The 25,041-nt window shown below is 65.9% G+C and carries 21 protein-coding genes; 9 read left to right on the top strand and 12 right to left on the bottom strand.

Annotated features, from left to right (window positions below; translation table 11 throughout):
• The first annotated feature begins 17 nt into the window (after nt 1-17).
• Nucleotides 18-488, top strand: a complete 471-nt coding sequence (locus tag AC6I6X_RS01735; protein WP_497928798.1) for a DUF5615 family PIN-like protein — start codon at nt 18-20, stop codon at nt 486-488.
• A 68-nt stretch (nt 489-556) separates the two neighbouring features.
• On the top strand, nt 557-715 hold the full coding sequence (locus AC6I6X_RS01740; protein ID WP_497928799.1) for a hypothetical protein: 159 nt from the start codon (nt 557-559) through the stop codon (nt 713-715).
• A 50-nt stretch (nt 716-765) separates the two neighbouring features.
• Here the strand turns inward: AC6I6X_RS01740 and AC6I6X_RS01745 are convergent, their stop codons facing one another.
• Entirely contained in the window at nt 766-1,530 is a 765-nt protein-coding gene (locus tag AC6I6X_RS01745) for a PHP domain-containing protein (RefSeq protein ID WP_497928800.1), read from the bottom strand.
• Nucleotides 1,531-1,695: 165 nt separating this feature from the next.
• Here AC6I6X_RS01745 and AC6I6X_RS01750 point away from each other — a divergent pair, with 165 nt between their 5' ends.
• Nucleotides 1,696-1,983 (top strand): DUF7565 family protein, encoded by a 288-nt coding sequence (locus AC6I6X_RS01750; protein WP_497928801.1) that lies wholly within the window; start codon nt 1,696-1,698, stop codon nt 1,981-1,983.
• 199 nt (nt 1,984-2,182) lie between these two features.
• Here the strand turns inward: AC6I6X_RS01750 and AC6I6X_RS01755 are convergent, their stop codons facing one another.
• Entirely contained in the window at nt 2,183-2,620 is a 438-nt protein-coding gene (locus AC6I6X_RS01755) for a transcription elongation factor Spt5 (protein ID WP_265108032.1), read from the bottom strand.
• Entirely contained in the window at nt 2,620-2,796 is a 177-nt protein-coding gene (locus AC6I6X_RS01760) for a protein translocase SEC61 complex subunit gamma (RefSeq protein WP_497928802.1), read from the bottom strand. The genes AC6I6X_RS01755 and AC6I6X_RS01760 overlap by 1 nt, the downstream gene beginning before the upstream one ends.
• Before the next feature lie 162 nt (nt 2,797-2,958).
• On the opposite strand from AC6I6X_RS01760, the gene AC6I6X_RS01765 reads away from it, so the two are divergent.
• On the top strand, nt 2,959-3,162 hold the full coding sequence (locus AC6I6X_RS01765) for a hypothetical protein (protein ID WP_250139847.1): 204 nt from the start codon (nt 2,959-2,961) through the stop codon (nt 3,160-3,162).
• A gap of 131 nt (nt 3,163-3,293) precedes the next feature.
• On the opposite strand, the gene AC6I6X_RS01770 is transcribed toward AC6I6X_RS01765, so the two are convergent.
• The 3 genes from AC6I6X_RS01770 to AC6I6X_RS01780 all read right to left on the bottom strand — a co-directional run bounded on the left by AC6I6X_RS01770 (nt 3,294) and on the right by AC6I6X_RS01780 (nt 7,001).
• A complete protein-coding gene (locus tag AC6I6X_RS01770) occupies nt 3,294-4,274 on the bottom strand; it encodes a S1C family serine protease (protein ID WP_497929631.1) in 981 nt (326 codons plus the stop codon).
• Between the two features lie 348 nt (nt 4,275-4,622).
• Nucleotides 4,623-5,861: a mandelate racemase/muconate lactonizing enzyme family protein gene (locus tag AC6I6X_RS01775; RefSeq protein WP_497928803.1), complete on the bottom strand. Its 1,239-nt coding sequence runs from the start codon at nt 5,859-5,861 to the stop codon at nt 4,623-4,625.
• 72 nt (nt 5,862-5,933) lie between these two features.
• Nucleotides 5,934-7,001, bottom strand: a complete 1,068-nt coding sequence (locus AC6I6X_RS01780) for a glucose 1-dehydrogenase (protein WP_497928804.1) — start codon at nt 6,999-7,001, stop codon at nt 5,934-5,936.
• Between the two features lie 463 nt (nt 7,002-7,464).
• Here AC6I6X_RS01780 and AC6I6X_RS01785 point away from each other — a divergent pair, with 463 nt between their 5' ends.
• Nucleotides 7,465-11,175 carry a CARDB domain-containing protein gene (locus tag AC6I6X_RS01785; protein WP_497928805.1) on the top strand — a complete coding sequence of 1,237 codons (3,711 nt, stop codon included), beginning with the start codon at nt 7,465-7,467 and terminating at the stop codon, nt 11,173-11,175.
• An 80-nt stretch (nt 11,176-11,255) separates the two neighbouring features.
• Here AC6I6X_RS01785 and AC6I6X_RS01790 read toward each other — a convergent pair whose 3' ends face one another.
• Together AC6I6X_RS01790 and AC6I6X_RS01795 are read right to left on the bottom strand one after the other, a co-directional pair.
• On the bottom strand, nt 11,256-11,909 hold the full coding sequence (locus AC6I6X_RS01790; RefSeq protein ID WP_497928806.1) for a bifunctional 4-hydroxy-2-oxoglutarate aldolase/2-dehydro-3-deoxy-phosphogluconate aldolase: 654 nt from the start codon (nt 11,907-11,909) through the stop codon (nt 11,256-11,258).
• A 163-nt stretch (nt 11,910-12,072) separates the two neighbouring features.
• Entirely contained in the window at nt 12,073-13,131 is a 1,059-nt protein-coding gene (locus tag AC6I6X_RS01795; protein WP_497929632.1) for a TrmB family transcriptional regulator, read from the bottom strand.
• Between the two features lie 173 nt (nt 13,132-13,304).
• On the opposite strand from AC6I6X_RS01795, the gene AC6I6X_RS01800 reads away from it, so the two are divergent.
• A complete protein-coding gene (locus AC6I6X_RS01800) occupies nt 13,305-15,356 on the top strand; it encodes a DUF7997 domain-containing protein (protein WP_497928807.1) in 2,052 nt (683 codons plus the stop codon).
• Between the two features lie 122 nt (nt 15,357-15,478).
• On the opposite strand, the gene AC6I6X_RS01805 is transcribed toward AC6I6X_RS01800, so the two are convergent.
• Complete coding sequence (locus tag AC6I6X_RS01805; protein WP_497928808.1) at nt 15,479-16,603, bottom strand: ABC transporter ATP-binding protein; 1,125 nt, start codon at nt 16,601-16,603, stop codon at nt 15,479-15,481.
• A 236-nt stretch (nt 16,604-16,839) separates the two neighbouring features.
• On the opposite strand from AC6I6X_RS01805, the gene AC6I6X_RS01810 reads away from it, so the two are divergent.
• The 3 genes from AC6I6X_RS01810 to AC6I6X_RS01820 are packed head-to-tail and all read left to right on the top strand — an operon-like array spanning nt 16,840 to nt 20,097.
• Nucleotides 16,840-18,060: an extracellular solute-binding protein gene (locus AC6I6X_RS01810; RefSeq protein WP_497928810.1), complete on the top strand. Its 1,221-nt coding sequence runs from the start codon at nt 16,840-16,842 to the stop codon at nt 18,058-18,060.
• 10 nt (nt 18,061-18,070) lie between these two features.
• A complete protein-coding gene (locus AC6I6X_RS01815; RefSeq protein ID WP_497928811.1) occupies nt 18,071-19,099 on the top strand; it encodes a carbohydrate ABC transporter permease in 1,029 nt (342 codons plus the stop codon).
• A complete protein-coding gene (locus tag AC6I6X_RS01820; protein ID WP_497928812.1) occupies nt 19,096-20,097 on the top strand; it encodes a sugar ABC transporter permease in 1,002 nt (333 codons plus the stop codon). The genes AC6I6X_RS01815 and AC6I6X_RS01820 overlap by 4 nt, the downstream gene beginning before the upstream one ends.
• 230 nt (nt 20,098-20,327) lie before the next feature.
• On the opposite strand, the gene AC6I6X_RS01825 is transcribed toward AC6I6X_RS01820, so the two are convergent.
• The 3 genes from AC6I6X_RS01825 to AC6I6X_RS01835 all read right to left on the bottom strand — a co-directional run bounded on the left by AC6I6X_RS01825 (nt 20,328) and on the right by AC6I6X_RS01835 (nt 24,999).
• Entirely contained in the window at nt 20,328-22,097 is a 1,770-nt protein-coding gene (locus AC6I6X_RS01825) for a glycoside hydrolase family 13 protein (RefSeq protein WP_497928813.1), read from the bottom strand.
• Between the two features lie 285 nt (nt 22,098-22,382).
• Complete coding sequence (locus tag AC6I6X_RS01830; RefSeq protein WP_497928814.1) at nt 22,383-23,621, bottom strand: mandelate racemase/muconate lactonizing enzyme family protein; 1,239 nt, start codon at nt 23,619-23,621, stop codon at nt 22,383-22,385.
• Nucleotides 23,622-23,712: 91 nt separating this feature from the next.
• Nucleotides 23,713-24,999 (bottom strand): alanyl-tRNA editing protein, encoded by a 1,287-nt coding sequence (locus AC6I6X_RS01835; RefSeq protein ID WP_497928815.1) that lies wholly within the window; start codon nt 24,997-24,999, stop codon nt 23,713-23,715.
• Between the last annotated feature and the right edge of the window lie 42 nt (nt 25,000-25,041).

Here is a 25,041-nt window from a genome sequence, read left to right on the forward strand (position 1 = left end):
ACCCCGATCGACTGTCCATGCAACTGCTCCTCGACGTCATGTGCGGCGGGATCGACGCTTACCTGCGAATGTGTGGCTACGACACCGTCTACGCGGGCGAGCGCGGTCTCGAGGACGACGACGAGGTGCTCGCGTTCGCCCGCGAGGCGGACCGGACGCTGATCACGCGCGACGTCGACCTCGCGGCCCGCGCCGACGAGTCGATCCTGCTCGAATCCCGCGAGGTCGAGGCGCAACTCGCGGAACTCGTCGACGCGGGGCTGGACCTCTCGCTCACGTCCGATCCCGAGTTCTGCGGCCGGTGTAACGGCCCGCTCGAACCGGTTCCCGAAACCGACTCGACGCCGGAGTACGCGCCGGGTCCCGGATCGACCGACGTCTGGCGGTGTGCGGCCTGCGGCCAGTACTTCTGGCGGGGGAGCCACTGGGATCGGGTGGCGCAGACGCTGGCGCGAATCGAGAACGGGAACGCGAGCGAAACGGAGTAGCGGATCGCGTCTCTCCGATCGTGCGATCGGTCCCGAATGCCTTCACGGTGGACGACGATTGTCGGCACATGACGGAGGACACCGATCGCCTCGACGCGGCCGGCAAACGGGCTGCGTACATCGCCAACGAGTGGAGCGACGATCCCGCGATCATGCAGACGCAGGCGCTGTGTTACGTCGGATTGCAGCTCGAACGGATCGCCGACGCGTTGGAGGAAGGAGACTGACGCCGCGACGGGGAGCGGCCGACGGCGGCACGGTTGCGGCGAGTGAACGATCAGTAGACCGCCACGTCGTCGAACCGGCCGTCGTACGCGATGTGTCGCGGGTGTGTGGGTTCGATCCCCGAGAGGAAGAGCCGATCGGCCTTCTTCCAGGTGTTCTCGTAGCCGAGGTGAGCGAGTTCGCCGGCGGTCGTGCGAAGCCGACGCAGGCCGTTCTTGTAGACGACTCGCCGGGCGACACCGTCGGCGAGCGCGTCGATCAGTTCGGCTTCGGTCTCGATCGCGTCCTCGAACGCGGTGTAGGAAATCCCCACGGAACTGGGGAGGTGTGCGTACGACGAGGAAAACGGCGGGATCGAGAGCGTTTCGGAGAGGGTTCGCGCGTTGCGGTTGTGCGTCGGGAGGTGTTTCGGATTGAAAATCTCGACGGCGTCGATGACGTCCGCGTACTCGTGGACGTCGGCCTCGGTGAGGCTCACGGTCGCGAAATCGGGGTGTGGCGCGAGGATCGTCGCGTCCTGGCGTTCGAACTCGGCCATCGCCGCCTCGAGCGAGATGAAATCGGGCACCGGCTCCCGGAGTCCGAGCGCGAGGACGTGCTTGCGGTTCTTCCACGATCCGGTGAACACCTCTCGAGCGGGAACGACCAGCAGGTCGTCGCTCGAGTACTCGGCCGCCTTCCGGCGAATCTCGGGTAGTCGAGTGAAGTGCGGGGCGTAGACGATCGCGTCGAGGCCCGCCCGCCTGGCCCGTTCGACGACGCGATCGTCGAGCACCTTCACGTGACAGTCGACTCGAAACTCCGCTCCATCGCTCACGAGTACGGTACAGTTTCGAGGGTGACGAGTTATGGGTTCTGATTCGAGAGGTCGTCGCGATCGGTCCGGATCGCGTCGGCGATCGGTACGGGGACCCGCCGGCGGAGGCCACGGCCGACTCGCTGCGAAAAGATCTTTAACTCGTCCGCTCGATTTTGCGAGCGAATGGCCTGGCAATGCGGCATCGGCGGCTGCGGTGCGGTGTTCGACGACGTCGAGTCGGCGGTGGTCCATCAGGCGACCGAGCACGAGCGCCGCGAGTGCAAAGTCTGTGGCACCGTCGTCCCGGACGGCTATCTCGCGATCCGTCACGCGTTCACCGAACACAGTCGCGCCGAGTACGTCCGCGCCTACGGCGCCAGTTCCGAAGCGGTCCGCGAGCGGGAGGACCTCCTCGACGAGATCACCGAGGTCGCCGACATGGAGACGATCGCCAAGCGACTCAAGCGATAACCGGATCCGGAATCTCGACCCGTCGCGATCGATGGAGCGTCGCCGCGCGATCCTCTTCCAGTCGCGCGCAGAACGAGTTGCGATTCGCTCGCGATCGGCCAGTCGCGAGTCAGAATCGCGGGCCGTCCGTTCACGGGCCTCGCCCGTTCACGTGGTATGCGAGACCGGAGGTCTCGCACGATTCGCATGGTCCGACGAACTACCGTTCGTCGCTATCCAGCACGCGAATCTGGTCACCGCGAACCGTCACGGGGATCGGGACCGTCGCCTCGTACAGTTCGACCGTGACCTGGTCTTTGCCCTCGTCGATCCGCTGGACCTGTGCCTTCTCACCCTTGAACGGGCCGGCGATGAGTTCGACGATGTCGCCCTCGGCGATCCCCTCGACGTCCGGTTTCGGGGAGAGGAAGTGCTCGACCTCCGAGATGTCCGACTTGCCGGGGACGATACTACGGGCGTGGGGGATGTCTTCCAGCACGCGCTCTAAGACCGCGTCGCCGTCGGCCTCGACCATCACGTACGAGGTCAGCGAGTCCGGCGCGAGCGCGGCGTGGATCTCGTTCTCCTCGCGGTTGATGATCATGTCGGCGACCGTTCGCTCTTGACTGGCCGTCGTCTTCACGGCGAAGATGCCCATTACGCGCCACCACCGGGGAGATACAGCATGACGGCACCGATGAGGAAGCCGATGAGGCCGACGAGGACGATCCCCGCACCGGCGATTTTCGATACCTGAAGGAACTCCTCGGTCGTGGGTGTCGTCGCCATTTTCAACACCCGAACGTACGAGGTGAGGTCGTACGGAACGTCCATATCTGTCTATTCACAGCGGGGCGTCTTTTATCTGTCTTTCGTGTCTTCCGGACGGTCACTCGCAGTCGATCGATCGGGAACCCCGATCGCACCCGCGTGGTCGGCCGACGTTGCACTCGACGGCCCGGCGTCCAAACCCATCGATCCCGAACGTCCACCGTCATGGCAGAAGACGATACCGACAGGGCCGACGAGTACGAGGCGGAACGAGACGCCGAGATCGAGGAGGAACTCGAACGCGTCGACCAGGATCCCGACCAGGTCGACGACGGCGACGACGATCTCGGTACGCAGAACGCCCCGCGCGAGGACGAGGAGATCGAGGATCTGGAGGACGCCGAGGAGGACCTCGAACGACCGGAGTAGCCGGCGGCCGATCGCCGGCACCACGGATTCCTCGTAGCACTCGACGCGGTCGTGCGGGTCGTGCAGTTCCGCGGCGAGTGTGAGACCGATCCGCGTCGTGGGTCGGTGCGCGTCGTCTCCGCCCGGAGTCGTCAGGGGGACTCTTCCTCCGGCCGCGGGGCGAGCGTCAACTCGACCGATTGGCGCTCCCCATCCCGGACGACGTTGACGTCGATCGTCTCGCCCGGCGACGTCTCTAACGCGAGCACTGACGACAGCCGATCCTGGTTCGGAATCTCCTCGCCGTCGATCGCGACGATCACGTCACCGCCGACGGGAACCTCGGCGCCGTCGACGTCCGCCGTCTCGTCGGCGGCTTCGAGGACGCCGTCGGCCGGTCCATCCGGATCCGTTTCGACGACGAGGACTCCCTGCGATTCGTCGAGGTCGTTCGCCTCGGCGAGCAGCGGCCCGACCGGGAGCACCCCGACGCCCATGTAGGCGTGTTCGTACTCGCCGTCCTCGACGAGCGCCGGGACGACCCGATCGGCCAGCGCGGCCGAGATCGCGAAGCCGATCGTCTGGCCCGCGCCCGCGAAGACGACCCCGAGGACGTCCCCGTCGAGGGTCACGAGCGGCCCGCCGCTGTTGCCGGGGTTGACCGGCGCGTCGGTCTGGATGGCCGCCGGGATCGCGAACCCGGTCGGACTCGGGAGCGATCGATCGACCCCGCTGACGATCCCCTGTGAGATCGACGCGTCGAACCCGAACGGGTTGCCGAGGGCGAGCACCTCCTGCCCGATCACCGGATCCGCGTCGGTGAACGAGAGGCCGTCGGGACCGTCCGGGAGGTCGTCGACCTCCAGGACGGCGAGGTCGCTGTGGACGTCCGTTCCGACCACCGACGCCGTCCGCCACTGCTCGTCGCGGAACTGGAGTTCGATCTCGCTCGCCCCGGCGACGACGTGATCGTTGGTCACGACGAACCCGTCGTCGGTGACGAACCCGGAACCGAGTCCGCCAGGGCCCTCCGGCCCCTCCGGCCCCTCGCCGAACACGTTGACGAGTACGACGTCGTCGATCGTCTCTCGATAGACGCCCGCGTACTCCTCGCCGGCGTCCTCTTGCTGTATCGATTCAGCGGCGTTCGTCCCGCCGGAGATCCGATCGCCGTCGAGGGCGGCCGCGGAGTCGCCGCCTACGCTCGCGGCGAGCGCCGCGCCGGCCACGCCGAGCAATCCCCGTCGAGTGAGTTTGTCTGACGTCACGCGGGGTTCCACCCCGACGAACGGGATAAATCATTCACCAACACCGGCCTCCTCGGCTCGTCGCGTACAGGCTGTCCCGTCGACTGACGGAGGGCCGGTTCCGAGGCCCGTTCGGGCGGTCTCGTCGCCGACCGACGATCGATCACGACGAGACGGCGTTCCGGTGCGGCGAGACGCGGCAACAGCGATGACCGATCGGGTGGCCCGGCGCCGCTACGCCGCGTCGAAGAGTTCCTCGCCCTCGACCATGTGCTCCGCGACGGCGTCCATGTCGAGCGTGACGCCGAGGCCGGGTTCTTCGGGCACCTCGATGTAGCCGTCCTCGATCACGTCCTCCTCGACGAGGTCCTCCCACCAGCCGAGTTCGTAGGAGTGGTACTCCACCGCGAGCGAATTGGGAATCGCCGCGCCGACGTGGACGCTGCCCATCGTCGCGACGGGCGAGGCGACGTTGTGCATCGCGACCGGCACGTAGTACATGTCCGCGAGGTCGGCGATCTTCCGCGTCTCGCGCATCCCGCCGACCTTGGGCATGTCCGGCGCGATAATGTCGACGGCCTGTTCCTCGAGCAGGCGGCGCTGACCGTGCTTGCGGTAGACGTTCTCGCCGACGGTGATCGGGGTCGTCGTCGACTGGGTGACCTCCCGCTGGACGTCGTGGTTCTCCGGCGGGACGGGGTCTTCGAGCCACCAGACGTCGTACGCTTCGAGGCGCTCCGCGAGTCGCTTCGCGCTGCCGCCCGAGAACGTCCAGTGGCAGTCGAATGCGACGTCGGCCCGCGAGCCGACGCGCTCGGTAACCGCCTCGACGATCGAGGCCTTGTGTTCGATCTCGGGGTCGCGCAGGTGGCGGTTGGCGCGATCCTTCTCGTGACCCGAGGGGACGTCCAGGTCGAACTTCAGGGCGTCGTAGCCGAGTTCCTCGACGACCCGCTCCGCTTCCTCGGCGCAGGCGATCGGATCGGCTTCCTCCTCGGTGTGACAGTCGCAGTAGACGCGCACCTCGTCGCGGTACTTGCCCCCGAGCAACTGGTAGGCGGGAACCTCGAGGATCTTGCCGGCGAGGTCGTGGAGGGCGACCTCGATACCCGAGATGGCGGTGACGGTGACGCCGCCGATCGAGCCTTCGCCGGACATCTTCTGGACGAGATGTTCGGTTAGCCGGTCGATGTCGAGGGGATTCTCGCCCCGCAGGAACGGCGTCATACGCTCGATCAGTTCGGGCGCGCCCGCGCCCCAGTAGGCTTCGCCGGTACCGACGATTCCGGCGTCCGTGTAAATGCGAACGAGGGTCCAGGGGAAGTTGCCGTCGACCATCGTCGTCTGGACGTCCGTGATCTCGACGTCTCGATCGCCGCCGCGCTCCCGCGTGACCTGCATCGTCTCCGCCGAGAGGTCTCGCATCGTGTACTCGGCGTTCGGATCGTGTAGCTGTGTGTAATCGACTCCCATGTGGGAATAACTTACTCGAAAGATAGTAATAGTTTCTATCTCGCCGATCGAGTCGGTTCCGCGATCCAGACGTCAGATCGCGGCAAACTCGACGGCCGTTTTGATGACGTCGTCGTCGTCAGTGAAGGCACTCTGGAACTCGTCGAGACCGTAAATCCCGGTGACGAGGTCGTCGGTGAACGAGACTGGCAACTGCGAGAGGGTGTCGACGGCGGATTCGAAGTGACCGCGGTGGGAATTCACCGTCCCGAGGAGGGCCTTGTTGTGGAGCACCAGTTCCCGGTGGAAGCGACCGCCATCGATGTCGAACTCCCAGGGTTCGGGGACGCCCAGCAGGACGCCGACGCCGTTCGGTGCGAGCGCGTCGACCGTCTCGACGGCGTGTTTCGCGTAACCGGTCGCCTCGTAGACGAGGTCGACGGCCTCGTATTCGTCGGGAATCTCCGGAACGGGTGTCTCCCGGGAGTCGACGTACGTCGCGCCGAGGTCCTCGATGAGGTCGATCGACGGGTCGGGCCGATCGCGCCGTCCCAGGCAGTAGGTTCGGTCGACGTCGAGGACCTCCTCGAACATGGCGAGCGTGACGAGGCCGAGCGAGCCGTTCCCGAGCACGATCGCGGATTCGAGGTTCCACTCGAACGCCGATCGGGAGGCGACGGCGTGTTCGATCGCCTTCTCGCTGATGCTGATCGGTTCGACGAGGAAGCCGAGCGGGGCGAGGTCCTCGGGGATCGGGACGAGGTACTCGGCGGGGCTGGTGAAGTACTCCGCCATGAAGCCGTGCGCGCCGACGATGCCGCGCTCGACGTACTTCCCCTCGGGGGCCATGTCGGGTTCGCCGCGGTCGAAGTACTCGTTCGTGCCGTTCGGTCGGCGACGGACCGTGGGGACGACGTACTGGCCCTCCTCGAGGTCGGTACCGGTCGCGTCTTCGACGACGCCGACGGCCTCGTGACCGAGGACCAGCCGATCGTCACCCGCGGGAACTTCGCCGTGGTGGCCCGCGATGACCTCGTGGTCCGTCCCGTCGACGCCCACGCGCAGGGTCCGGACGAGGGCTTCGCCGGGTTCGGGATCGGGGCGGGGCCGTTCGACGATAGTAGGCTCGCCGGCCCCGGGCTCGACTGCGATCGCTTTCATGTCCCCACCAACGGGAGCACGGGCTAAAAGATTTACCCTATCCGTAGTAAATATTTGAACAACGGCGGAGTCACCGTCGATAACTATTCGACGTGGTCCGATAGCGCCTGCAATCCGCGGCCGTGCGTGCCTGGGTCACTGGAGGACTGCGCCGAGTATGCTTCCGATACGCCCTCGCTGGTCGGTGAGAGGACCGATCGTGATTCCCGATTCGCCCCGGGGAACGGCGAACCAGACGAGGGCGTCTCGATCGGATCGTCATTGACCGCCGTCGCATCGATGACCTGCCCGTTCTGACGATCGATTTTTATCGAGTGTAGTAAATTTCTTGAACATCGATCGGCGACCGTCGGTAAAGAATTCGGCCCGTTTACCGCGGCCGGACCCGTCGACGTATCGACGACGTTGACAGTCACCGCGATCGTGACAATGGTATTATGGACTCTTCGTGGTACTGGATAGCATGCGGAGGCGGCGGTTCCTCGCCGGCTGGGGGACACTGTCGGCAACGGTCACTGGGGGCGTATCGACGATCAGCGACCGGGTCAGAGAACGGGCGTACAGTGCACTCGTCGCCGTCGAAGACGTGGACCTGCGGATCGCGGACACGAACGCGCCGGTAGAGGGCGGGATGCCACTCGAGGTCACCCTGGAGGTAGCGAACACCGGCGACACGACGGCGAGGCCCGACATCGAGAGCTACTTCGACGGCGATCTGTACGTGACCGTCAGGACCACCGTCGAGCCCGGGGAAACGAAGGCGCTCGATCTCTTCAGCTACCGAACCCGCCCTGTCGAATCTGACGGAACCCTCACGGTGCGGTTCGAGACCGAATCCGACGCGGTCGAGGATCGCGTCAACGTGCTCGCGATCGAGGCGCTGGATCCGGCGCAGACGGCACCCGAGCCGGAACTCGCGGTACAGCCCGGAACCACGGTCCACTTCGAGGTCGAATCCGACCTGCTGGGGGAGTACGGCGGGCGAACGCGGTGGTTCGTCGACGGGGAGTTTGCGGGCCAATCGATGGGTCCCTGGGACGCCGCGTACTACGGCCACCGGGGCGCGGATCACTGGCAGACGACGTTCGAGTCGCCCGGTACCCGCGAGGTCGCCGCGGCCGTCGTCGGCAAGGACGACGTTCGCCGGGCCTCGTGGATGATAACCGTCACGGACGACGGGATCGGGGCACCCGTCGTCGAGGGGACAGATCCGGCCGACGAATCGATCGAATTCGTCCGCGGCGAGTCGATCGACCTCTCGCTGGACGTGGCCTTCCCGGACGGGGAACTCGATCGGATCGTCTGGTGGCTCGGCCACGCGGACGTCATCCTCGGTGAGAGCGACGTCAGCGGGAGCGAGGATACGGCGTCGCTGGAACTCGAGCGACCCTGTTACGGTTGTCCGATCGTCACGTGGGTGCTCGGTACCGACGGAACCGTGACGTCGGAGCGTCCCTGGGTGATCGACGAGATCGTCGACGATCCCGAACCGGACTTCGACCTGACGATCCTGGAGACGAACGACCCCGTCGACACGGGCGAAACACTCGAAGTGACGGCCGAACTCGAAAACCGCGGCGCGGGCGAGTTCACGCGCGAGATCGACCTGATCGTCGGACACGATCCGGAACTGGTCGACAGCGAGTCGGTGACGGTCGACGGGGGTGAGAGCGCGACGGTCGACCTCGAGTTCGAGACCGCGATCGTCAGGCGAACGCAGGCGTTCCCGGCCCGCGTCGAGACCGAAGACGCGTCCGACGAGGTCACGGTCGAAGTGATCGGCACGGCGGACATCGGACTGGGCGTCGAGATCCTCGAGACCAACTCACCCGTCGAGACGGGCGATCCCCTCGACGCGGTCGTCGAGGTCACGAACGAGCACGACTCGACCCTGGGACGGGAGGTGCAACTCGTCGTCGGCCACGATCCGGACGTGGTCGACGCGGAACTGGTGACTCTCCCGCCGGGCGAGTCACGAGTCCTGACGATGGGGTACGAGACGGCGATCGTCGAGCGATCACAGCGATTCCCGGCCCGTGTCGAGAGCGAGGTCGACGCGGACGAGCGATCCGTCTTCGTCTACGTCGACGGGCCCCCGCTGCTGGTTTCCATCCTCGAAACGAACGATGCGGTCGCCGCGGGCGACGTGCTCGAAGTCACCGCCGCGGTCGAGAATCCCGGCGAGACGACGGTCGCGGATCGCATCGAGTTCATCGTCGGCCACGACCCCGACCTCGTCGACGTCGCGGACGTCGAACTCGAAGGCGGCGAGCGCGAGACGATCGACCTCGGGTTCGAGACGGCGATAGTCCCCAGAACGCAGGAGTTCCCCGTCTACGTCGAGAGCGCCGGCGACAGGGCCCAGCGGACGGTCAAAGTGATCGGGACCGAGGACGACGAGGTCGCGATCGGCTTTCCCGACTGCACGCGGGCCGAGGCCGTCGGCTCGTTCGAGGCGGGCGACGACCTCACCGTCGAGACGCTGTTCGTCGACACCGCGGGGGTCGGGAACGACCATCCGGGACTCACGATCGGGAACCAGATCGATCCGTTTTCCGGGACGATTCGCTTCGAGGTCGGCGAGGAGAACGGAATCGTCGACGCGTCCGGTTCGGAAGCCGTCGTCGAACTGGCCGACGAGGGATTCGGGACGACGATCGGATCGGTCATCTACAACTGGTTCGAGGCGGACGAGACTCGCGGGAGCAACCCCAACGACTGCGTCGACGAGCGGCGTCCCGAGCAGCCGACGATCGCGGTCGAGGACGTGAGCGGCGGCCGGGACAGTCACGACGTCACCTTCGCGTACGAGAACCCGAACGAACTCGAACTACACGGCGGTGCGTTCGTCGAGGGAACGACCGACGACGGACCACCGGAACTCGTGCCCGGAACCCACTCGTTCACGGTCGAGTGGACGCCCGACTCGGACGACGAGCGGCTCGTCTGGGAAGTCGATCTCGAACACTATCTCTACGACGAGATCCTACGGGCGGAGACCGATCGCGCGGGCGAGTACGCACTCCGACCAGCCGCGGAACTGACCGTCAGCGACCAGGAGGGAGACGGCGAAACCCTGCTCGTCGACGAGGCGACGGCGAACGTCGAGTTCCTCCTCGAAGCGCAGTACGACGGTGAGGCGAGCGAGAGCGAGGACGTCGACGCGGAGACGACGATCGAAGCCCGCGAACTCGAACTCGACCCGGTGCTCGAGGACGACGCCACCGTAACGGTCCGCGTTCGCGATGCGGAGACCGACGACGAACTCGCGGCCGAGACGATCGAGTACACCCTCGATCTCGAACCGGCGGTGATGGAGATCACGGGTCTCGACGCGCCGGACGCGATCGTCGCGGGCGAGACGCTCGAGGTGACGGCCGAACTCGAGAACGTCGGGGAGGAGACGGCGACGCAAGAGATTGCACTCGACGTCGGGGCGCAGCAGGCCGTCGACGCGGACTCGATCGAACTCCCGGGCGGCGAATCCAGTACAGTCACCCTGTCGCACGAGACCGATCCCGACGATGCGGGCGAGGTCCAGGTCACCGTCCGGAGCGAGGACGACGAGGCGTCGGTCGACGTCCTCCTCGAGGAACCGGGCGAACCGGCGTCGTTCGCGGTGGCGAGCGTGGACGCGCCGGGCCAGGTGGAAGCCAGCGAGTCGTTCACCGTTACCGCGACGATCGAAAACGAGGGTGACGAGTCCGGGGACGCGACCGTCGAACTGGACGTCGGCGGCCAGCAGGGCGTCGACAGCCGATCGATTTCGTCGCTCGCTGGCGGCGAGTCCGAGTCGGTCTCGTTCACACATCCGACCACCGACGCGGACGTCGGCGACCTGACCGTCACCGTCCGGACGGACGACGACTCCGAGTCAGTGACCGTCGCGGTGTCCGATTCCGATCCGGACAAGCCGCCGGAGGAACCGGAGCCAGAACCACCGGAAGAACCGGACGAGCCGCCGGAGGAGCCAGAGCCCGAGTCGCCCGAGGAACCGGAGCCGCCGGAGGAGCCAGATCCCGAGCCGCCCGAGGAACCGGAGCCAGAACCACCAGCCGACCCACCCGCTGAGCCGCCCGAGGAACCACCCGAGGACGCACCTGCTGAGCCGCCCGACGAGGCACCGCCCGACTCACCCGAAGAACCACCCGAACAGGGGGCCGGAGACGAGTAATCAGTTTCCGAACGGGTGTCCCGATCGTCCCGCGAGAAGTGCCGTACCGCCGTACGCTCTCCCGCCGGACGTCGTGGTCCTCAGTCCTTCCGCGCGTCCTCGACGGCCGCGACGAACTCGGCCGCCGTCTCTCGGACGCCGCCCATGTCGCCGGCGGCGATCGCTTCGTCGTCCAGGATCGCGCCGCCGGCCCCGACGGCGACCGCACCGGCGTCGAAGAAGTCGGCGACGTTGTCCGGCGAGACGCCGCCGGTCGGGATGACGTCGACGTCGCCGAGCGGCCCGGTGAGCGCCCCGATGTGGCCCGGGCCGACGGTCGAGGCCGGGAACATCTTCAGGACGTCCGCGCCGGCTTCCATCGCGGTGACGGCTTCGGTGGGAGTCATGACACCGGGTGCCGCGAGGACGCCGTGGCGGTTGCAGGTCCTGACCATCTCGGGACTGGTGTGTGGCGAGACGACGAACTCGGCGCCGGCGTCGATCACCGACTGGGCGCTCGCGGCGTCGAGAACGGTCCCCGCGCCGACGATCGCGTCGGTCCCCGCGAGTTCGCGATCGATCGCGGCGATCTTGTCGCTCGCGTGTGGTTCGTCGGCGGTAATCTCGAGTCCGCCGACGCCAGCCTCGTGTAACGCTCGCGCGACCGGGGCGGCGTCGTCCGAGTCGATGCCGCGCATGACGGCGATGACGCCGTTCTCGACGAGTCGTGCCTTGATCGCCGCTTTGTCAGTCATCGGCGAGACCTCCGTCGCTGGCTGGTCGATCGACGGCGAGCGGAACTGTCGGTCGGGTCGTGTCGCGGGTCATCGTATCCGATCGTTCATCCCCGACTCAAATAAATTCACTCACGGGCGAAATAGTATCAGCGACAGTGTCGGTCTCGTTCTCGTGACCGACTCAGGACTCGAGGGGCCGGATGGTGACCGATTCCGCCTCGACGTCCTCGAGGAACGCACCGCTACCCCCGATCGAAATGCGTTCGCCGTCGACGGCGATCGTGAACGAGTTCTCGATCGGGACCGTCGAGGTGACGGGACGCACCAGGCTCTGGCGGACGTCGACGATTTCGCCGGTCAGTTCGACGGAGTCGTCGCGGTCACCGACCCACGTCCCGCTGACGGTCGCCTCGATCCGCGTCTCCGCGGCGCGGTGCAGCGCGATCTGGAAGACGGCGTTCCGGAACTCCTCGTAGGTCCGGGGCAACGCGGCGGGTGCGGTGACGTACCGTTCTTCGGCCGTCGGCCAGTAGTTCGCGAGGAAGGAGCCGGCGAGCACCGGCACGAGCTGTTCCTGCGAGAGGGTGATCGCCCTGGTGTCGCTCCGGGAACTGGTGAGCATCTGGCTCGGCGCGAGCAGGCCGTGCTGGCGATCGACCGTCAGCATCGTCGGGACGAGCGCGTCCCACGTCCGAACCGTGCTCGCGGTCCCGGCGAGCGAGGCGATGTCGTGGTCGGCCTCGGTCCCGCCCAGCAGGAGCAACACGAGGACGTCCCGGTCGACCGTCTCCTCGAGCGTCGATCGAACCTGGGGGAGGATATCGGCGGGGAGCGAGAGCGTCACCTCGTTCTCGGCGTTCGCGAGCAGGCTCTCGATCCGCTTGAGCACCGTTTGGCGGGATTTGATTACCTCGAACTGTTCGCCCGTGCGCTCGGTGCTCGTGAATCGCGATCGAATTCCCGGCTCGATCCGTTCGACGCTGTTCGTGAGCCGATCGACCACCTCGTCCGGGTCGACGGGACGGATCACCGTCGGCACCGCGTGATCGTCGACTTCGACGAACCCGCGCTTCTCGAGTTCCTCGCTGATGCTGTAGACGTACCGCTTGGAGACGTCGGCCGCGTCGGAGATCGTACTGGCTTTCGATTCGCCGTGTTCGAGAATTGCGAGATACGTATCGATTTCCTTTTCAGAGAGGCCGAAGCGTTCGAGAAGTTCGGCGAGATCGTCGTCGTCCATGTGTTCGTAGTACGTCACGAAAGGCACCGGCGTGAGTAAAAGATTCCGGGTCTCGTCCTTCGTTTTGAACCGAATCGACGGCAATCGGAGCGTGGCGGGCTGTCGCCGGGTCGGAAAAGTAGGAATACATTTTTCAACAAAGCTTAATGGCCCGGGGGCGAACAATCGAAACGATGGAACTGCACGGCGCTCTCAACGACTTCAAGCGTTCTCGGGGTGATCCACACCTGTTCCCCGGCGAACGTCGATCGACGACGGGACTGTTCTCCGGTCTCGACGACCGACTCGTGCACGTCGCCCCCGACGGCTCGATCAGGGACTACTCCTACCCGCTCTCCGGTCTCTCCGGGATCGAGCGATCGCGGTTCGGCCTCGAACGCGACGGTTCGGTCGACTGGTTCGCGGACGGCGACCAGCGGTACGTCCCCGGGACGGCGATCGTCGAAACCGTCCACGACCTGGGCGGGCGGACGTGTCGCCGGTACGACCTCACGATCGATCGACTCCACCTGACGCACGTCGAACTCGAGTCGGCCGTCGATGGCGACTCACCCCCGACGCTCGAGGGGTGTTTCGGGTTCGCCCCGGACGGCCGAGCGAACCGGATCGGGCAACTCCAGCACGACGACGCGGTCGAGGTATACCACGACAGCGAGCGGGACGTCCTCGCCGCCTCGACCGACCTCGACGTGACCGGGCAGGTTCCCGAACGGTTCGAGGAACTGCTCGCGTCCGACCCGATCGAGTTTCCCCGATCTGCGGCCGACGACCGCTACGAAGAGGACAGGCTCAGCCCGATCACCAGGGTGAGCGTCCCCCTGACCGGTGGGACGCCGAGTGCGACCGTTGCGACGTTGCTCACGGACGGCGGCGAGCGGACGGACGCCCTCGATCGCGTCCGGAGCGGCGCCACGGAGTACGACGACCGGGAGGCCATACTCGCGGCCGGCCGGCGACAGGCCCGGGACGCGCTCCCGGACCCCGATTCCGGGACCGGCATCGAGGACGGGTTCGCGGACCTGCGCGCGCTCTGTCTGTTGCGCGCCCCGTCCGGTGCGCGGATCGCCGGTCCCGAGTTCGATCCGTTCTACCGCTATTCGGGCGGCTACGGCTACACCTGGTTCCGGGACGACGGAGAGATCGCCGGGTTCCTGCTCGAGGCGGATTGCGCGTCGGGACTGGACCTCTCGTCCTGGCACGCGGCGAGCGCCCGGTTCCACTGCGAGACCCAGCTTCCGGACGGGACCTGGCCACACCGCGTCTGGCCGCACAACGGCGAACTCGCCCCGGGCTGGGCGAACGCCCGACTCGAGGACGGGAGCACCGCGGATTACCAGGCCGACCAGACCGCGAGCGTCGCCGCGTTTCTCGCGACCTACCTCCGCCGGATCGACCCGGACGACGATCGGGTCCGAGAGACGGTGACGGCGGCGCTCGACGGGATGGACGCCACGCTCTCGGCCGACGGCCTCCCGGGCCGCGTCCAGAACGCCTGGGAGAACATGACCGGGCGGTTCACGCACACGGCCGCGACCTACCTCGAGGCCTACGCCGCGATCGCACGTGCGCCGGTCCCGGACGACGTCGCCGACCGCTCACGGGAGAACGCCCGCGCTGTCTACGAGGCACTCGACGACCTCTGGGTCCCCGAACGAGGAGTCTACGCGCTTCGCCTCGACGCCGACGCCGTCGACGATCGGCTGGACGGCAGCACGCTCGCGCTCGCCTCGGCCCACCGGGAGTACGACGCGATCGCATCTGTCGACGACGCCCGACTCGATCGGCTCGTCTCCCACGTCGAGACGACGATCGAGGGGCTCTATCGCGATCCGGACGGGCCGGTCGCGGGCCTCGCGCGCTTCGAAGACGACCCCTGGCGGACCCGGAGCCAGGACGAGGCCAAGATCTGGTCGGTGACGACCGCCTGGGGTGGCTACGCGACCGCGGAACTCGGGCAGTTGCTCGCCGCGAACGATCGCACCGAGTGCGAGTCGTTCGAGCGCCGCGCCCGGGAGTTGCTCGCGCTGGTCGCGCCCGGCGGCACGCTTCGCCGATCGGGCGAGTACCTGCCCGAACAGGTGTTCGACGACGGAACCCCCGACAGTGCGACGCCGCTGGGCTGGCCGCACGCGATCAGGCTCGCGACGGCGAGCGTGCTCGAGACGACCGGGCAGACTGAGTTCGTCGAGAGCGACGTCGCCGACTACGCGGTCAGCCACGAGTAGGAACGAGAAGCGTCGCGATCGTTTTCCGCCGTTTCGCGTCCGAGCGAGAACAGCCGTCAGTCACCGCGAACGGCGATGTTCGAACCGGGTAATTCGAGACCCCCCGTCCGATCGCCGTCCGTTCAGGCTCCGGGCGTCGGCATCGCCTTGCTCGAGTGGAGCAGCGACTCGCCGGTTTCGACGTCGAAGAGCCTGAGCTTCGATTCGTCGAACGTGATCTCGATCGACTGGTCGACGTTCGGTTCGTAGTCCGCTCGCACCCGGGCGATGAAGTTCTCCGAGATGTCGAGATAGAGGTAGTTGTCGCTGCCGATGGGTTCGACCACTTCGACGGTCGTCCGGATCGATTCGCCGCCGTCGGCCGGGTGTACGTCCTCGGGTCGGATACCGAGGGTCGCGGAGTCGCCGTCCTCGATCGCGACGCGGGACGCGTACTCCGGCGACAGGGTGTACTGGAACGATGCACCATCCGTCAGTACCAGGGCCTCTCCCGAGGATCGAGCGGTGACGTCGACGAAGTTCATCGAGGGCGAACCGATGAAGCCGGCGACGAACTCGTTCGCCGGTTCGTCGTAGACCGCTTTCGGCTCGCCGATCTGCTGGAGGGTCCCCCCGTTGAGGATAACGATCTTGTCGCCCATCGTCATCGCCTCCTCCTGATCGTGTGTCACGTAGACGGAGGTGATCCCGAGTTCGTCCTGTAGCCGCTGGATTTCGGCGCGCATCGAGGTCCGAAGCTTCGCGTCGAGATTGCTGAGCGGTTCGTCGAACAGGAACACTTCCGGTTCGCGAACGATCGCCCGCCCGAGCGCGACGCGCTGTTTCTGGCCCCCGGAGAGTTCGTCGGGCTTCTTTTCCAGGAGTTCACTGATGTCCATCATCTCGGCGGCCCACTGGACTTTCTCCTCCCGCTCGGGCGTCGAGAGATCGGTGCTCATCCGGAGTCCGAACTCCATGTTCTCGTACACCGACTTGTGCGGATACAGCGCGTAATTCTGGAACACCATCGCAATGTCCCGGGTCTTGGCACTCTCGTCGGTGACGTCGGTTCCACCGAGGTGAATCGTTCCGCTGGTCGGTTCTTCGAGCCCAGCGATCATCCGCAGCGTGGTCGTCTTTCCACAGCCGGATGGCCCGACGACGGTGACGAACTCGCCGTCGTTCACCTCGAGATCGACCCCGTCGACCGCCACGATCGACCCTCTGTTGTACTCTTTCCGAAGGTTTTCGACTCGAAGGGTTGCCATTTGTTAGTCCTGGGTGGAATTCACACATAACTCTTTCCCAAGATGTCTAATATAGGGTGCATTATTTCGTCATAAATTATTTGATGGCGGGGAATCCCTCGTCTCCGGCACCGGTGTAACCGGGTGAGAGATGGGGAATCTGCCACGTATCGTTCTCTAAACCGTGAAACGCGTCCGTGAACGAGCGACACCCGAACTTCTAAATACCTGAAGTCATTATTCATCACATATTCACTATGACAGTGGATCGACGACGGCTACTCAAAGGGGTTGGTGGTATCGCAGCGACCAGTGCGTTTGCAGGCTGTCTCGGAAGCCTCCTGGGCGGCGGTGAAGACGGACCGCGACTCTGGTCGGACATGAGCGAACCGCAGGAAGAGGACCTCCAAAAATTCATCGAGCAGTTCGAGGAGGAGACGGACCACGAACTCAGTCAGGAAGCGGTCAGCGACATGGACGACCAGCTCGAGACGACTATGCCCGCCGGTGACGGACCGGACACGTGGGCGTGGGCACACGACTGGGTCGGTCGCTACGCCGGCCGAGACGACCCGCCGTTCCTCTACGACGGCGGTGACGACATCGACGTCGACCTCGACGCGTTCAGCGCCAGTGCCCAGGAGGCGGTGTCCTGGGACGACAGCGTCTACGGGCTTCCGTTCGGATCCGAGACGGTCACCCTCTACTACAACAAGGACATGGTCGACGAACCGCCCGAGACGGCCGAGAAGATGGACGCGATTATGGAAGAGTACCACGACCCCGATCAGCGTGGAACGTACGGGATTTCGTACAATCTCGACGGCTACTTCTGCAGTCCCTTCCTCCAGACCTTCGGCGGCACCCTCTACGACGCCGAAGCCGACGAACTCGGCGTTGCAAGCGACGAAACCGTGCAAGGGCTCGAGTTCCTGAACGACTACATCTTCCCGTACATGGCCGAAGACCCGGATTACGAGGCCCAGACTGCGGTGTTCAACGACGGCAACGCACCGTTCGCGGTCAACGGCCCGTGGCAACTCGGCGGCTTCCGCGACAACGTCGACGTCGGCGTGACCACGCTACCCACGGTCGACGGTAACGAGCCCACCCCGTACACGGGGGTCCAGATGTGGTACTTCAGCGCGACGCTCGCGGACGCGGACGAGGAAATCTTCGACGCGATCGTGGACTGGATCGAGTGGTACACCACCTCCGAGGACGTCATCCTCAACAACGCGGATCGTCACGGGATGATCCCGGTCCACACCGAACACGCACAGAGCGACGAAATCGATCCGGCGGTCCAGACGTTCGCGGAGGTCGTCGAGATGGGGATGCCGATGCCGGCCCACCCGAAGATGGACGACGTCTGGGAACCGACGGAGGACGCGATCAAACGCGTCTTCAACGGCGAACAGGAGCCAGCCGAAGCGCTGGATCAGGCGGCCGAGCGAGTCCGCGGCGCGTGGGAATAACCGCATACCAATGTCGTTTCTTCGCTCTGACGACCGCCTTCCGTATGCGGTCGATGGGTTGCCGTTCAAGCGGCGTGACTGGGCGTTACTGCTCGTTCTCCCCGGGATTTTGCTGTTCTCGGCGTTTATGCTGTACCCCCTCTTCTATCTCGTCTACATCTCGCTGACGGACGCGACCCACGCGGGGACGATCATCGGCGGCGGTTCCGAACTCATCGGCTTCGACAACTACGTCGAGTTGTTCGGCGACTCGCAGTTCTGGACGTCGATGGGTATCACGTGGCTGTTCGTCGCCGTCGCGCTCGTCATCAAAGTGTTCCTCGCGACCGGGATCGCCCTCGTACTGAACCACGCACGCGTGATGGGGAAACGCCACATGCGCGCTGTGGTCATCGTCCCGCTGGGCTTTCCGCCGATCTTCACGATCACGGTCTGGCGAGGGATGTTCTCTAGCGCCCGATTCGGCGTGTTCAACGTCTTCGCGAGCTATTACAACGACGTCGTCCGATCGGCGGCCGGCGTCGTCGACTCGATCGTCGTCTGGACGTCGATCTCGGCACCGGAGGTTCTGCTCGTCAGCGTCCCCATCGGCTGGCTGAGCGGCCGCTGGACGGCGTTTTTCGCGTACGTCGTCACCGAGGCGTGGCTCGCGTATCCGTTCATGGTGATCATCATCGTGAGCGCCTTGCAGGACGTCCCGACGGAACTCCACGACGCGGCGAAAGTCGACGGCGCGGGGTTCCTCCATCGCTTCCTGGCCGTGACGCTACCGGCGATCAGACGGCCGGTCCTGTTCGCATCGATCCTGACCGCGGCGACCTCGTTCCAGCAGTTCCTGGTGCCGTGGGTGTTCAACGAGGGTGGCCCGGCGCGGCAGAACGAACTCATCCTCGTCTACGGCTACCGCGAGGCGATCTCGTTCCAGCAGTACGGCATCGCGTCCGCGATCATGGTCACCGCGATCGTCTTCATCGGGATGTTCATGTGGCTCTCGGTGAAGTACGGTGATCTCGCCGAGGGGGTGCGAGAAGACCGATGAGTCTCCCACAGGCTATCGCCGACAAGGTCCGGACCGATCTGCGAACGGCAGCGCTGGCGCCGGTACGGGTCTATCGGACCATGCAGACCGCGGTCTACGACGTCCGAACCGGACAGCGGACCGCCGCGGACGTCGCCAAAAGCGCCGGTGCGACGCTCGGCGCGACCCTCATGGTCGTGCTGTTGCTGTTCCCGATTTACTGGATCGTCGCGGCATCGCTGGCGGCGAACGCACAACTCATGTCCTCGGACGGGATCTTCCCGGACCTCGCCGAGTTCGGTCTCGGCGCGTATCGATGGGCGATTTTCGAATCGAATCTCCTGTTCCGGGGCGAGTTCGGGGACTTCAGCCGGCCGGGGGCGCTGTTCAACAGCCTCCTCGTCGTCACCGTCACCATCACCGTCGGGATGGCGATGATCATTCCGAGCGCGTACGCGCTCTCCCGGCGGGAGTTCCTCGGCCGCAAGAAGATCCTCTACGGCTACGTTCTGTTCACGCAGGTCGGCGCCGGGCTCGGGATCGCGGCGCTGATCGCGCTGTACGCGCTGTTCTCGAACGCCGGGCTCACGAACAATCTCGTCGTGCTCGGCGTGTTCTACGCCGCCACGGCACTCCCGTTCAACATCTGGCTGCTGAAGACCTACATGGACAACATCCCGGTCTCCTACGAGGAGGCCGCGATGGTCGACGGCGCCGGACTCTGGGATACGATCCGCGAGATCATCATCCCGCTCTCGAAACCGGGACTCGCGGTCGTGCTCATCTTCACCTGGCTCGCCGGCTGGAACGAGTTCATCATCGCCCAGACGTTGTTGCGACCGGAGAACTACACCCTCTCAGTGGAGCTGTACCAGCTCGCGACGGCCGGCCGGTACGAGACGCCGTGGACCGAGTTCGCGGCGTTCGCGATCCTGTTCGCGATGCCCGTCGCGATCATCTACTTCTTCGCCCAGCGCTACGTCGAGAGCGGGCTCTCCTTCGGCGGCATGGAGGGGTAACCCGTCCCGCTTGTCCACGTTCGATTTTCGGGCGCTCTCGATCGCGTTTCGAACGAAGACACTGGGAACGGTCGGCTCCGTCGCCCCAGTGGCGGTCGTTGCCGCCCATCCGTCGCGTCTTCCGTGAATCGTCTCCGAAACGCCGGTCGATATCCCGGATCGAGACATCGTCCGAACTCGATCGAGCACAGTCGCCGAAAAAACGAGTCGCTCGAGACTGCGACGCCGTATTACCGCCAGACCGCGCCCGACGTCGGGGGGAGCGTGACCCGGCGGTCCTCGCCCCGCACCAGATCGGATTCGCCGACCTGGAAGAGCAGTTCGCGATCCCGGGCGTCCGTCGGGAGGGTGACGTCGACCGGTTCTGGGCCGCGGTTGATGGCCACCGTAATCTCGTCACCGTCGTCCGCGATGCGACGATAGACCACCTGATCGCCGTGACACTCCTCGCCGACGAACCGGAGCGTGCCGCCCCGAAGCGCGGGCTGGCTCGATCGCAACTCGATCAGATCGGCGACGAATGCACGCAACTCGCGGTCCTGTTCCGATCGATCCCAGACCATCGGCCGCCGACAGTCCGGATCCTCGCCGCCGGTCATCCCGACCTCGTCGCCGTAGTAGAGACACGGCGCGCCGCGATACGTGAACAACAGCAACAGCGCCAGCCGAAGCGTTCGTTTGTCGCCGTCACAGCGACGGAGCAGTCGCGGCGTGTCGTGGCTGTCGAGCAGGTTGAACAGGACCCGATTGACCTGCTCGGGATAGCGTACGAGGAACCGGCTGATCTTGTCGGCGAACTCGGTTCCGTCGATCGATTCGTTGGTGAGGAAGTCGTATACGGCGTAGGTGAACGGGTAGTTCATCACCGCGTCGAACTGATCGCCGCGCAGCCAGGGTCGCGAGTCGTGCCAGATCTCGCCCAGAATGTACGCGTCGGGCTTGACCGCTTTGACCTCCCGACGGAGTTCCCGCCAGAACTGGTGATCGACCTCGTCGGCCACGTCGAGACGCCAGCCGTCGATACCGACCGTCTCGGTCCAGTAGGTGGCGACGTCGAAGAGGTACTCCTTGACCTCGGGGTTCCCGGTATTCAGCTTCGGCATGTAGGCTTCGAAGCCGAAAGTGTCGTAGTTCGGGCGGGGCTCGAACTCGATCGGGAACTCGTGGACGTGGAACCAGTCCGCGTACGGCGAGTCGGCGCCGTTTTCGACGACGTCCTGGAAGGGTTCGAATCGGCGCCCGCAGTGATTGAACACGGCGTCGAGCATCACGCGAATGCCGCGGTCGTGGGCGGCGTCGACCAGTTCGCGCAGGGTCTCCTCGTCGCCGAAGTGTGGATCGATCCGCTTGTAATCGGCCGTGTTGTACTTGTGGTTCGACGAGGACTCGAAGATCGGGTTCAGGTAGAGCGCGGTGATGCCGAGGTCGTCGAGGTAGTCTAGGTTGTCGATGATCCCCTGCAGGTCGCCGCCGAAGAAACTCTCGCGCGTCGGCCGGCCGCCCCACGCCTCGACCGACTCGGGATCGAGTTCCGGGTCGCCGTTGGCGAACCGCTCCGGAAAGATCTGGTAGAAGACCGCGTCGGACACCCACTCCGGCGGCTCGTGGACGTCGGCGGGGTTGAGAAACGGGTACTCGAAGTAGTGGAGCGATCGGTCCGTCCCGGCCGTCGGCAGGTCATTCTCGGCTCTCGATTCGAATCCCCACTCGGTGTACCACAGGGCCTCGTCCCCGGTTTCGAGGAGGAACGCGTAACAGAGCCGGCGGTTGTCCGGATCGACCGCCAGCTGCCAGTAGTCGTAGTGAGCGTCGCTGTGGACGCGTTCCATCGGCGTCAGTTCCGTGCTCTCCGGCCACTCGAACTTGTCACCGTGGAGAAGCCGGCACTGATCGACGTCTCCGCGTTTCGTCCGCAGTCGAACGTGGACGGTCGTTTCGTCGAACGCGTAGGCGTAGTTGCTCTTCGGCTTGTGATGAACTGCTTCTCGACAGATTGTCATTGGATTCCTCCGGTCGTATCGCGGAGTCGTTCCCGATGTGTGCGTCCCCCTTGCAGGGGACTAGCGTCTCGCGAACGGTCGTGCACCGTGGTTCGCCTCAGAGGCACAAATAACCTGTGAAAAATTTCATCACATATTCTGGAGCGGGACGATGACCCCCCTTCCGACCGGAACGGCGGCTGTCGACGGTGACTGCGGTTCGATACGGGATCCCTGGACCGATCGACGCCGATCGCTCTTCGTCGTCGAACGGCGCAAATCGGGGCTTCGCTGACTCGAGGCGGCTTACGCCGCGTCGAAGAGTTCCTCGCCCTCGACCATGTGCTCCGCGACGGCGTCCATGTCGAGCGTGACGCCGAGGCCGGGTTCTTCGGGCACCTCGATGTAGCCGTCCTCGATCACGTCCTCCTCGACGAGGTCCTCCCACCAGCCGAGTTCGTAGGAGTGGTACTCCACCGCGAGCGCGTTCGGGATCGCCGCGCCGACGTGCGCGCTCGCAACGGTGGCGACCGGCGAGGAGACGTTGTGCATCGCGACGGGCATGTAGTACATGTCCGCGAGGTCGGCGATCTTCGCCGTCTCGCGCATGCCGCCGACCTTGGGCATGTCCGGCGCGATAATGTCGACGGCCTGGCCTTCGATCAGTCGACGCTGGCCGTGCTTGCGGTAGACGTTCTCGCCGGCGGCGATCGGCGTGCTGGTCGACTGGGTGACCTCGCGCTGGACGTCGTGGTTCTCCGGCGGGACGGGGTCTTCGAGCCACCACACGTCATAGGGTTCGAGCGCACTCGCGAGCCGCTTCGCGCTGCCGCCCGAGAACGTCCAGTGGCAGTCGAAGGCGACGTCGGCCCGCGAGCCGACGGCCTCGGTGACGGCCTCGACGATGCTCACCTTGTGGGCGATTTCCGGCTCGCGCAGGTGGCGATTCGCACGATCCTTCTCGTGGCCCGAGGGGACGTCCAGGTCGAACTTCAGGGCGTCGTAGCCGAGTTCCTCGACGACCCGCTCCGCTTCCTCGGCGCAGGCGATCGGATCGGCTTCCTCCTCGGTGTGACAGTCGCAGTAGACGCGAACTTCGTCGCGGTACTTCCCGCCCATCAGCTGGTACGCCGGCAGGTCGAGTATCTTGCCGGCGAGGTCGTGGAGGGCGACCTCGATGCCCGAGATGGCGGTGACGGTGACGCCGCCGATCGAGCCCTCGCCGGACATCTTCTGGACGAGGTGTTCCGTGAGCCGATCGATGTCGAGCGGGTTCTCGCCCCGCAGGAACGGCGTCATGCGCTCGATCAGTTCGGGTGCGCCCGCGCCCCAGTACGCCTCACCCGTCCCGACGATGCCCGCGTCAGTGTAGATTCGGACGAGGGTCCAGGGGAAGTTGCCGTCGACCATCGTCGTCTGGACGTCCGTGATCTCGACGTCTCGTCCGCCGCCGCGCTCCCGGGTGACCTGCATCGTCTCCGCAGAGAGATCCCGCATCGTATACTCCGCGTTCGGGTCGCGCAGCTGTGAGTAATCGATTCCCATACTCGACCCTCGACCGCACGGCAGTAATAGGTTGTACCGGGCGATGCCTGACCGGCGCGCCATCGCGCCGATCGTTCCGCTCGGGAGCGCGTTACTCGAGCGCGTCGAGCAGTTCGTCCGCCGTTGTGTCGAACCCGCCACCCTGCGCGATCGTCTCCGACCCGCCGCCACCGCCGCCGAACTCGCCGGTGAGGTCGTCGAGAACGGCCGCCGCGGATCGTGACCCGGACGCGCCGACGACGGCGAACGGGGGCCCGTCGTGATCCCCGCCGACGGCGACGACGACGGCCTCCGTCTCTGCCTCGGCCTCGTCGCCGTCCGCGGCGATCGAGTCGGCCCGTTCGCGGACCGCGTCGCTCACCGTCTCCGTTGGAAGATCACCGACGCGCGCCGTGAGCCAGATCTCGCCGTCCCGATCGACCGGGTCGGCGTTCGCGAGCCGTTCCGCGACGAGCGCCCGCTCCCGCTCCGCGAGGGTCGCGGCGAGGGCGTTGCGTTCGTCGGCGAGCCGATCGAGTTCGTCTGACACGTCCTCGATAGCGACCCCAAGGGTCCGCTTCGCGTCGTACGCGGTCCGCTTTTCGGTGGTCCGGCGATCGATCGCCCGCGGGCCGACGGCCAGTTCGACGCGCGTCAGTCCCTCGCCGGGGTTCGATCGGTCGAGCACCGTCACCGGACCGACCTCGCGGGTGTTCCGGACGTGCGTGCCGCCGCAGGCGGCGACGTCCCACGGCTCGCCCGCGTCGCCGTTCGAGGTCCCGTTCGGCCGTCCGCCGTTCCCGTTGTCGTTCTCGCTGCCGATCGTGACGATCCGGACCCGCCCCTTCTGGAAGGCGCCCTCCTCCGTGGCCTCGTTGAACGCGATCTCGTCCCGCTCGCGGGCCTCAGCGACGGGCACGTCCTCCCACGAGACGGGCCGGGACTCCCAGACGGCGCGGTTGACCAGTTCGTTCAGTTCGATCAGGGTCTCGTCGTCGATCGCGGTACTGGTCTCCAGGTCGACCCGGACCTTCTCGTCGCTGATGTCGAATCCGCCGTAGCCGAGGTCGTCGAGGAGCCGCCTGCCCGCTCCGTAGAGGACGTGACTGGCCGTGTGAGCCCGCATGCAGTACATCCGGAACGACCAGTCGATCGAACACAGCACGCGCTGGCCGGTCCTGAACGTCGGTTCCTCGGCGAGGACGTGGACCTGTTCGCCGTCGACGTACTGGACGTCCTCGACCGCGACGTCACCGATCGTCCCGCGATCGGCGGGCTGGCCGCCGCTCTCGCCGTAGAAGTAACTCTTCTCGAGCCAGACCGTCCGCCCGTCGATGGCGGTCACTTCCGTCTCGAACCGCGTGGTGTACGGCTCCGCTGCTGCCGGTTGCCCACTCATCGAAGCGTACTCCGTGGGCCGCCACCAAAAGTCTGCTCTCCG

The organism is Halosolutus sp. YCN4 (assembly GCF_059736495.1).

Bases quoted from the DNA above. Each gene is read 5' to 3' on its own strand.
- AC6I6X_RS01735 (WP_497928798.1), top strand. From the start codon at position 18: ATGCAACTGCTCCTCGACGTCATGTGCGGCGGGATCGACGCTTACCTG.
- AC6I6X_RS01740 (WP_497928799.1), top strand. From the start codon at position 557: ATGACGGAGGACACCGATCGCCTCGACGCGGCCGGCAAACGGGCTGCG.
- AC6I6X_RS01750 (WP_497928801.1), top strand. From the start codon at position 1,696: ATGGCCTGGCAATGCGGCATCGGCGGCTGCGGTGCGGTGTTCGACGAC.
- AC6I6X_RS01755 (WP_265108032.1), bottom strand. From the start codon at position 2,620: ATGGGCATCTTCGCCGTGAAGACGACGGCCAGTCAAGAGCGAACGGTC.
- AC6I6X_RS01760 (WP_497928802.1), bottom strand. From the start codon at position 2,796: ATGGACGTTCCGTACGACCTCACCTCGTACGTTCGGGTGTTGAAAATG.
- AC6I6X_RS01765 (WP_250139847.1), top strand. From the start codon at position 2,959: ATGGCAGAAGACGATACCGACAGGGCCGACGAGTACGAGGCGGAACGA.
- AC6I6X_RS01775 (WP_497928803.1), bottom strand. From the start codon at position 5,861: ATGGGAGTCGATTACACACAGCTACACGATCCGAACGCCGAGTACACG.
- AC6I6X_RS01780 (WP_497928804.1), bottom strand. From the start codon at position 7,001: ATGAAAGCGATCGCAGTCGAGCCCGGGGCCGGCGAGCCTACTATCGTC.
- AC6I6X_RS01785 (WP_497928805.1), top strand. From the start codon at position 7,465: ATGCGGAGGCGGCGGTTCCTCGCCGGCTGGGGGACACTGTCGGCAACG.
- AC6I6X_RS01790 (WP_497928806.1), bottom strand. From the start codon at position 11,909: ATGACTGACAAAGCGGCGATCAAGGCACGACTCGTCGAGAACGGCGTC.
- AC6I6X_RS01795 (WP_497929632.1), bottom strand. From the start codon at position 13,131: ATGGACGACGACGATCTCGCCGAACTTCTCGAACGCTTCGGCCTCTCT.
- AC6I6X_RS01800 (WP_497928807.1), top strand. From the start codon at position 13,305: ATGGAACTGCACGGCGCTCTCAACGACTTCAAGCGTTCTCGGGGTGAT.
- AC6I6X_RS01805 (WP_497928808.1), bottom strand. From the start codon at position 16,603: ATGGCAACCCTTCGAGTCGAAAACCTTCGGAAAGAGTACAACAGAGGG.
- AC6I6X_RS01810 (WP_497928810.1), top strand. From the start codon at position 16,840: ATGACAGTGGATCGACGACGGCTACTCAAAGGGGTTGGTGGTATCGCA.
- AC6I6X_RS01815 (WP_497928811.1), top strand. From the start codon at position 18,071: ATGTCGTTTCTTCGCTCTGACGACCGCCTTCCGTATGCGGTCGATGGG.
- AC6I6X_RS01820 (WP_497928812.1), top strand. From the start codon at position 19,096: ATGAGTCTCCCACAGGCTATCGCCGACAAGGTCCGGACCGATCTGCGA.
- AC6I6X_RS01825 (WP_497928813.1), bottom strand. From the start codon at position 22,097: ATGACAATCTGTCGAGAAGCAGTTCATCACAAGCCGAAGAGCAACTAC.
- AC6I6X_RS01830 (WP_497928814.1), bottom strand. From the start codon at position 23,621: ATGGGAATCGATTACTCACAGCTGCGCGACCCGAACGCGGAGTATACG.
- AC6I6X_RS01835 (WP_497928815.1), bottom strand. From the start codon at position 24,999: ATGAGTGGGCAACCGGCAGCAGCGGAGCCGTACACCACGCGGTTCGAG.